This is a genomic window from Actinomadura montaniterrae (genome assembly GCF_008923365.1).
GTDB classification, from domain to species: Bacteria; Actinomycetota; Actinomycetes; order Streptosporangiales; family Streptosporangiaceae; genus Spirillospora; species Spirillospora montaniterrae.
This window is the reverse complement of sequence record NZ_WBMR01000308.1, coordinates 1-8,761: the sequence shown is the minus strand read 5'-3', so window position 1 is coordinate 8,761 and position 8,761 is coordinate 1. Positions and strand designations below refer to the sequence as shown.

Below are 8,761 nucleotides of genomic sequence, written 5' to 3'. Positions count from 1 at the left end.
CCCCGGCGGTCGCGGCGCCGCGGCGAAGGGGCGGCGCGCACCGGGGCCGTATCGCCGCGGGGGCGGCCGCTGCCGTCGTGGCGGGCGCGCTCCTCGGCCTCGGCGCGGAGACCGGGGCGGCGTCGCCGGTGCTGCGCCCGGTCGGCCGGTTCCTCGACTTCTACTGCGGGGTCTTCGCGCTGGTCGCGCTGTCGCTGACGGTCATGATCGGGCTGCTGGCCACCGACCGCGCGATCCTCGCCTCCCGGCACCGGCTGCGGGCCCAGGCGGTGCACCGGGCCACCGCCTTCCTCGCCGTGGCGATGCTGGCCGTGCACATCGCCTCCCAGCTCGCCGAGCACCGGGTCGGGATCGCCCAGGCGGTCCTGCCGCTGCCCGGCCGGCACGCCGCCGACTACGACATCGGCGTGATCGCCTTCTACCTGCTGCTCCTCGCCGTGGCCGGCGGGATCGCGCGGGGCCGCTTCGCCGGCACCAAGCACCCGTGGGCCTGGCGGGCCACGCATCTCACCGCGTACGCGGCCTGGCCCCTCGGGATCTGGCACGGCCTCACCTCCGGCCGCGCCCCCGCCGTGTGGGTGACGGCCGGCTACCTGCTCTGCGTGGCCGGGGTCGCGCTCGCGCTCGCCGCCCGTCCCGTCCTGCGGCCCCGGGAGAGGAGGACGCCGTGACCGCGCTCGCCGTCCGGCACGTCGGCCCGCCGCGCCTCACCAAGGGGCTCGCGGACGGCGGACGCCTCGACTGGGACGCCCACCGCGCCCTGCACCCCGACCCGCGGCCCCTGACCACCGACCAGCTCGTCGCGCTGTGCGAGGCGGGGCGGCTGCACGGGCGCGGCGGCGCCGCGTTCCCGTTCGCGCGCAAGGTCCGGGCGACCGCCGACAGCGCCGTCCGGCGCGGCAAGCGGACGATCGTGGTCGTCAACGGCACCGAGGGCGAGCCCGGCAGCGCCAAGGACAAGGCGCTGCTGCGCGGCGCGCCGCACCTGATCCTGGACGGCGCCGCGCTCGCCGCGACCGCGCTCGGCTCGCTGGAGATCATCGTCGCCGTGACGGACGAGGCGGCCGCCGGGTCGGTGCGGGACGCGATCGCCGAGCGCGACCTCGGCGGCCGGGCCCGCGTCGCGCTGCTGCCGGAGCGGTTCGTCACCGGCGAGAGCGGCGCGCTGGTGCGCGGCATCAACGGCAAGCGCCCGATCCCGCCCGGCCGCAAGGGCCGCGCCTCGACCCGCGGCGTGGACGGCCTGCCCACGCTGCTGTCCAACGCCGAGACCTACGCCCAGCTCGCCGTCCTCGCCGGGCTCGGCCCGGCCGGATACCGCAGGATCGGGACCCCGGACGAGCCCGGCACGGTGCTGCTGACCGTGACCGGCTCGGCGCGCTTCCCCGCCGTGGTGGAGACCCCCGCCGGGGCGCCGCTCGGCCACCTGCTCGACCTGTGCGGCGCGCGGGCGGGCGAGGGCGTGCTGGTCGGCGGGTACCACGGCGCCTGGCTGAAAGGCGAGGTCGCGACCCGCACCGGGGTGTCGCGCGCCGGGCTCGCGGCGGCCGGCGGCGCGCTCGGCGCCGGGATCGTCATGCCGGTCGGCCGGGGCACCTGCCCGCTCGGCGAGTGCGCGCGCGTCGCCGGATACCTGGCCGCCGAGTCGGCCGGGCAGTGCGGGCCGTGCCGGCTCGGGCTGCCCGACATCGCGGGCGCGTTCGCCGACATCGCCGCCGGACGGGGCGTCGCGTCCGCCGCCGAGGCCGTCCGCCGCACCGTGGGGATGGTCGAAGGCCGCGGCGCGTGCGCCCACCCCGACGGCACCGCCCGGTTCGTCCTGTCCGCGCTGGAGGTCTTCGCCGCCGACGTCGCCCGGCACGCCTCCGACGGCGGCTGCGGGCGGCCCACTCTCGGGGTGCTGCCTGCCGAGGCCGAGGCGGCCGAGCTGCGGCTGGAGGTCGACTGGAGCCGCTGCGACGGCCACGGCCTGTGCGCCGACGTGCTGCGCGGCACCGTCCGGATGGACGAGTACAACTACCCGGTGATCCCGACCGAGCCCATCCCGGCCCGGCTGGAGGCCGACGCGCGGCGCGCCGTCGCGATCTGCCCCGGCCTCGCCCTGCGCCTCGTCCCGCGCACGCCCCACGAGAAGGCCGGCCGGGCCTCCTAGCCGGGCCTCCTAGCCGGGCCTCCTAGCGGCGCAGGAATGCCGGGCGGGGCGTCGGGTGTTGTAACCGGGGCGCCCGACGGAAAATGGATCGCCCGGCGCGGGCGGTTCCGGCTACGGTGCGAAGGTTTGAGGGGTGAGCGGGGCCTGCCGGCCTGGAACCCTATCCTTGTCGACGGTTATGAGGACGCCTGTGAGATCGCCGCTCGCCGACCTGCGCGCGCGCCTGCCCGAGCTGATGCTGCGCGACCAGCACCGGCTCCGCCGCCGCATCGACGGCACCCAGAAGATGCGGGACGCGGCGCGGCGCGCGAAGGTGGCCGAGGAGATCGCCGCCGAGGTCGAGGCCGCCGAGCGGCGGGTCGAGCGGCGGCGCCTCGCCGTGCCCGCGATCACCTACCCGGCGGAGCTGCCGGTCGCGCAGAAGAAGGACGACATCCTCGCCGCGGTCCGCGACCACCAGGTCGTGATCGTCGCGGGCGAGACCGGGTCCGGCAAGACGACCCAGATCCCGAAGATCTGCCTGGAGCTGGGCCGGGGCGTGCTCGGCTCGATCGGGCACACCCAGCCGCGCCGGCTCGCCGCCCGCACCGTCGCCGACCGGATCGCCGAGGAGCTCGGCACCGAGCTCGGCGACACCGTCGGCTACAAGGTCCGCTTCACCGACAGGTCGAGCGACGACACGCTGGTGAAGCTGATGACCGACGGGATCCTGCTCGCCGAGATCCAGACCGACCGGCTGCTCCGCCAGTACGACACGCTGATCATCGACGAGGCGCACGAGCGTAGCCTGAACATCGACTTCCTGCTCGGCTACGTCAAGGAGATCCTGCCGCGGCGGCCGGACCTCAAGGTGATCATCACCTCGGCGACGATCGACCCCGAGCGGTTCTCCCGGCACTTCGGCGACGCCCCGATCGTCGAGGTGTCCGGCCGGACGTACCCGGTGGAGGTGCGGTACCGGCCGGTCTCCGACCCGGACGACCCGTCCGCCGACCCCGACCGCGACCAGATCCAGGCGATCATCGACGCGGTCGACGAGCTGGGCCGCGAGGCGCCCGGCGACGTGCTGGTGTTCCTCAGCGGCGAGCGGGAGATCCGCGACACGGCCGACGCGCTGACCAAGCACTTCACCCGCACCAGGACCGCGACCGAGGTGCTGCCGCTGTACGCGCGGCTGTCGGCCGCCGAGCAGCACCGGGTGTTCCAGGCGCATCGCGGGCGGCGCGTCGTGCTCGCGACGAACGTCGCCGAGACGTCGCTGACCGTCCCGGGCATCAAGTACGTCGTCGACCCGGGCACCGCCCGCATCTCCCGGTACAGCCACCGGCTGAAGGTGCAGCGGCTCCCGATCGAGCCGGTCTCGCAGGCGTCGGCGAACCAGCGCAAGGGGCGCTGCGGGCGCGTGTCCGAGGGCGTCTGCATCCGGCTGTACTCCGAGGAGGACTTCGAGTCCCGCCCCGAGTTCACCGACCCGGAGATCCTGCGCACCAACCTCGCGTCGGTCATCCTGCAGATGACCGCGCTCGGCCTCGGCGACATCGCCGCGTTCCCGTTCGTCGAGCCGCCGGACCGGCGCAACGTCAAGGCGGGCGTCGACCTGCTGCACGAGCTCGGCGCCATCGACCCGGCCGAGAAGGACCCGCGCAAGCGGCTCACCCCGCTCGGCCGCCGGCTCGCGCAGCTGCCTGTCGACCCGCGGCTCGCCCGCATGGTGCTGGAGGCCGACCGCAACGGGTGCGTCCGCGAGGTGCTGATCATCGCCGCCGCGCTGTCGATCCAGGACCCGCGCGAGCGTCCCGCCGAGCACCAGCAGGCCGCCGACGAACGGCACCGCCGGTTCGCCGACCCGACGTCGGACTTCCTGGCGTACCTGAACCTGTGGAACTACCTGCGCGAGCAGCAGAAGGAGCTGTCGGGCAGCGCGTTCCGCCGCATGTGCAAGAACGAGTTCCTGCACTTCCTGCGCGTCCGCGAATGGCAGGACCTGCACGGCCAGCTGAAGCAGGTCGCGAATTCCCTGGGCGTCACGCTCAACACCGCCGACGCGCCGCCCGACCGCATCCACGTCTCCCTCCTCGCCGGCCTCCTCTCCCACATCGGCCTAGTCGACACCGACAAGAAGGAGAAGGACAAGCCGCGGCGCGGGCAGGAGTACCTCGGGGCGCGCGGCGCGAAGTTCGCCGTGTTCCCGGGGTCGGCGCTGTTCAAGAAGCCGCCGCGCTGGGTGATGTCGGCGGAGCTGGTCGAGACGTCCCGGCTCTGGGGCCGCATCAACGCGAAGATCGAGCCGGACTGGATCGAGCCGCTGGCGGAGCACCTCGTCAAGCGCAACTACAGCGAGCCGCACTGGTCGAAGAAGCAGGCGGCCGTCATGGCGCACGAGAAGGTCACGCTGTACGGGGTGCCGATCGTCGCCGACCGGCGCGTCAACTACGGCTCCATCGACCCGGCGCTGTCCCGCGAGCTGTTCATCCGGCACGCGCTCGTCGAGGGCGACTGGGAGACCCACCACCAGTTCTTCCACGACAACCGGGCTCTGCTCGACGAGGTGGAGGAGCTGGAGCACCGCGCCCGCCGCCGCGACATCCTCGTGGACGACGAGACGCTCTTCGACTTCTACGACGAGCGGATCCCCGAGGACGTCGTCTCCGGGCGGCACTTCGACGCGTGGTGGAAGAAGGCGCGGCGCTCGGACCCCGACCTGCTCGGGTTCGAGAAGTCGATGCTCATCAACGAGACGGCCGGCGGCGTCAGCGAGGCCGACTACCCGGACTCGTGGAAGCAGGGGCCGCTGCGGCTCCGCCTGACCTACCAGTTCGAGCCGGGCACCGACGCCGACGGCGTGACCGTGCACGTCCCCGTGCAGGTCCTCAACCAGGTCCGGCCGGACGGGTTCGAGTGGCAGGTCCCCGGCCTGCGCACCGAGCTGGTCACCGAGCTGATCCGGTCGCTGCCGAAGCAGCTGCGCGTCAACTTCGTCCCGGCGCCCGACTACGCCCGCAAGGTCCTCGACCGCGTCGCGCCGCGCACCGAGCCGCTGCTCGACGCGCTGGAGCGCGAGCTGACCGCGATGACCGGCGTGCCCGTCGCGCGGGAGGCGTGGGACCCGGCGCGGCTGCCCGCGCACCTGCGGATCACGTTCCGCGTCGTCGACGACCGCAAGCGCACCCTCGGCGAGGGCACCGACCTCGACGAGCTGAAACGCCGGCTCGCGGGCAAGGTGCGCGGGACGCTGTCGAAGGCGGCGTCGAGCGTGGAGCGGTCCGGCCTCACCGAATGGACGATCGGCGAGCTGCCCCGCACCTACGAGCAGAAGCAGGCCGGCTACGACGTCAAGGCGTACCCGGCGCTGACCGACGAGGGCGAGAGCGTCGCCGTCCGCATGTACGAGACGGAGGCCGAGCAGCGCCGCGCCATGTGGCTCGGCACGCGCCGCCTCATCCTGCTGAACGCGCCGTCGCCGGTGAAGCTCATCCAGGGCCGGCTCACCAACAAGGGCAAGCTGGCGCTCAGCCACAACCCGCACGGGTCCGTCGCGGCGCTGTTCGACGACTGCGTCACCGCCGCCGCCGACCGGCTCATCGCGGAGGCGGGCGGGCCCGCGTGGGACGAGGACGGGTTCCGCGCGCTCTACGACCGCGTCCGCGCGGACCTGCACGACGCCACCGCCCAGATCGTCGGGCTGGTCGAGCGGATCCTCGCCGAGTCCCACGAGCTGGACCGGCGGCTGCGCGGCACGACCAGCCTCACCCTCGTCCCGGCGCTGACCGACATCCGCGGGCACCTGGCGAGGCTGGTCCACCCCGGGTTCGTCACCGAGACGGGCTGGGCGCGGCTCGCCGACCTGCCCCGCTACCTGCGCGCGCTGCAGGTCCGGCTGGACAAGCTGCCCGAGAACCCGGGACGCGACCGGATGCTCGCCCACCAGGTCGACGTGCTGGGGCAGGAGTACGAGCAGGCGCTCCGCCGGCTGCACCCGTCCCGCCGCGACGAGGAGCCGGCCCGGCAGATCCGCTGGATGCTCGAGGAGCTGCGGGTGAGCCTGTTCGCCCAGCAGCTCGGCACCCGGTTCCCCGTGTCCGACAAGCGCATCCGCAAGGCGATGGCCCAGCTCTGAGCCCCGGCCGGCCGGGGCGTCCCGGCGGGGGCACGACATGATCAATCGTCGTGTATGACTGGGATCATGGGATTGAGGGAGTTCTACCCGCCGATCGAGCCCTACGACTCCGGCCTGCTGGACGCCGGCGACGGGAACCGGATCCACTGGGAGACCTGCGGGAACCCGGACGGCAAGCCCGCGGTGTTCCTCCACGGCGGGCCCGGCGGCGGCGTGGTGCCCCCGTTCCGGCGCTTCTTCGACCCCGCCGCGTACCGGATCGTCCTGTTCGACCAGCGCAACTGCGGCCGCAGCCTCCCGCACGCCGGCGACCCGAGCGTCTCGCTTGAGCGCAACACGACGCCGCACCTCGTCGCCGACATCGAGCGGCTCCGCGAGCACCTGGCGCTCGACCGCTGGCTGGTGTTCGGCGGCAGCTGGGGGAGCACCCTCGCGCTCGCCTACGCGCAGGCCCATCCGGAGCGCGTGACGGAGATGGTGCTGCGCGGCGTCTACCTCGTCCGCCCGTCCGACGAGGCGTGGGGGTTCACCCCGGGCGGCGCCGCGCACCTGTTCCCGGCCGAGTGGGCCGCGTTCCGCGACGCGATCCCGCCGGACGAGCGCGACGACCTCGTCGCCGCCTACGGCCGCCGCATCGAGGACCCGGACCCGGCCGTCCACCTGCCGGCGGCGCGCGCGTGGATGGAGTGGGAGCTGTGCGCGAACACGTTGCTGCCCCTCCCGCCCCCCGACCTCGACGACGCCACCGTCCTCGCGTTCGCCCGCATCACCCACCACTACATCGCCGCCGGCGGATTCCTGCCCGAGGGCGGCCTGCTCGCGGGCATCGACCGGATCCGGCACGTCCCCGCCGTCATCGTCAACGGCCGCTACGACATGAAGACGCCACCGGACCAGGCGTGGGATCTGCACCTCGCGTGGCCCGAGGCGGAGTTCCACATCGTCGAGGACGCGGGGCACGGCGGTTCCGAACCCGGCACCCTGAACCGGCTCATCGAGGCGACCGACCGGTTCGCGGTGCGGTGAGGGCCGCCGGTCCACTCACTTCGCGACGACGTGGCTGGCCCCACATCTACCTCGCAAGTCACTGCAGTACCGTGTACTAGTGCGTATGGTTCATTCCATGCCTAACAGCGAAGAGCGCGACAATAGCGGCCCCGAGGGGACGGCCGCGGCTCCCCAGGGCGCGGTCTCCGAGGGTCCGCAGGACGCCGCGTCCGCGAAGCGCGACGGGGGCGGCGGGCAGGGCTCGCCAGGGCAGCAGGGGGCCCCGCGGCAGGGCACGCCGCAGCAGCAGGGCTCGCAGCAGGGCCCGCCGGAGGCGCGCGGCGACGTCACGGGCACCGGCGGAGCCGAGACGGCGGTCGCGCGGATGGGCGACCCCGTCACGGTCTGGCCGTGCGCGAACTGCGGGCGGCCGGTCCCGCAGCCGGTCGGCGCCGTCCGCGCCGTCCGGTACTGCCAGGACAACGAGGGCGCGTGCGCCCGCGAGGCCCGCGACCGCCGCGAGCGGGGCCGGGACGCGCCCGGCCTCACCGGCCAGGTCGCCTCCACCTGGGAGATGGTCGAGCGGCTGGAGAAGGCCGCGGACCTGCTCGCCGACTCGCTGACCTCCGAGCTGAGCGTCGCCGGCGTCGAGCGCCGGGTCGCCGAGGTGCGGGCCGAGGCCGCCCGCGAGCTCGCCATCGCGCAGAGCGAGCGGGACGCCTCGCAGCGCAAGGCGGAGGAGGCGTGGCAGGAGGCGTCGTCGGCGCGCGGCCGCGCCGACGAGGCCGAGAAGGACGCCGCTGAGGCCCGCGAGGAGGCCCGGCTCGCGACCGCCAAGCGCGACGCCGCGCAGCAGGCGTGGGAGGAGGCGCACCAGATCGCGCAGCAGTCGATGACGGCGAAGCTCGCCGCCGAGAGCGAGCGCGACCGCATCGCCGCCCGCGAGACCGAGCTGCTCGCCGCGCTGGAGGCCGCCCGCGCCGAGCTGGTCGGCCTGCACGCCAAGCTCGCCGAGGCCGAGGGCGCCGCCGAGTCGCAGCGGGTCGAGGCCGCGGTCGCCAAGCAGGGCGCCGAGGACCTGCGCAACGCCATGCGCGACACCGAGGCGCAGCGCCAGCACGCCATGCAGGCCGCCAGCAAGGCCGAGGCGGAGCGCGCCGCCGCGCTGCGCGCCCAGTCGGAGGCGGAGGCGGAGGTCGTCCGCGCCAACGCCCGGGCCGAGGACGCCGCCAAGGAGCGCGACGCCGCGCAGGCGCGCGCCGAGTCCGCCACCGGCGAGCGCGACGAGCTGAACGCCAAGATCAACGACCAGGCGGTGCAGCTGCGCCAGCTGTCCCAGTCGGTCGCCGAGCAGCAGGCGGCGCTGTCCGCGCTCGCCGAGGAGCGCGACGCCGCGCGCGCCGAGGCCGACCGCGCCCGCCGCCAGATCGACCAGCTCACCCACAACACCCTGTCGTCGAACATCCCGCCGGGCGGCCGGCTGTCCGGCGGGAGCCCCGTGCCGC

4 protein-coding genes and 1 pseudogene are annotated in these 8,761 nt (G+C 74.7%); all 5 read left to right on the top strand.

What is annotated here, in order from left to right:
• Positions 1-671 (top strand): annotated as a pseudogene (locus F9B16_RS46450) (hypothetical protein); the annotation flags it as partial.
• Entirely contained in the window at positions 668-2,152 is a 1,485-nt protein-coding gene (locus F9B16_RS46445) for an NADH-quinone oxidoreductase subunit NuoF family protein (protein ID WP_151546668.1), read from the top strand. The pseudogene F9B16_RS46450 and the gene F9B16_RS46445, both read left to right, overlap by 4 nt.
• A 178-nt stretch (positions 2,153-2,330) precedes the next feature.
• Positions 2,331-6,269 (top strand): ATP-dependent RNA helicase HrpA, encoded by a 3,939-nt coding sequence (hrpA, locus tag F9B16_RS46440; protein WP_151546667.1) that lies wholly within the window; start codon positions 2,331-2,333, stop codon positions 6,267-6,269.
• Between the two features lie 72 nt (positions 6,270-6,341).
• The gene (gene pip, locus F9B16_RS46435; protein ID WP_225992555.1) at positions 6,342-7,295 is read left to right on the top strand and encodes a prolyl aminopeptidase; all 954 of its coding nucleotides are present in this window, start codon (positions 6,342-6,344) and stop codon (positions 7,293-7,295) included.
• A 97-nt stretch (positions 7,296-7,392) separates the two neighbouring features.
• Positions 7,393-8,761: coiled-coil domain-containing protein (locus tag F9B16_RS46430; RefSeq protein WP_225992554.1), on the top strand; the 1,369-nt coding region annotated here is incomplete at its 3' end.

What these genes read in the sequence shown, in the direction of transcription:
- hrpA (WP_151546667.1), top strand. Translation starts at nt 2,331, where the DNA reads ATGAGGACGCCTGTGAGATCGCCGCTCGCCGACCTGCGCGCGCGCCTG.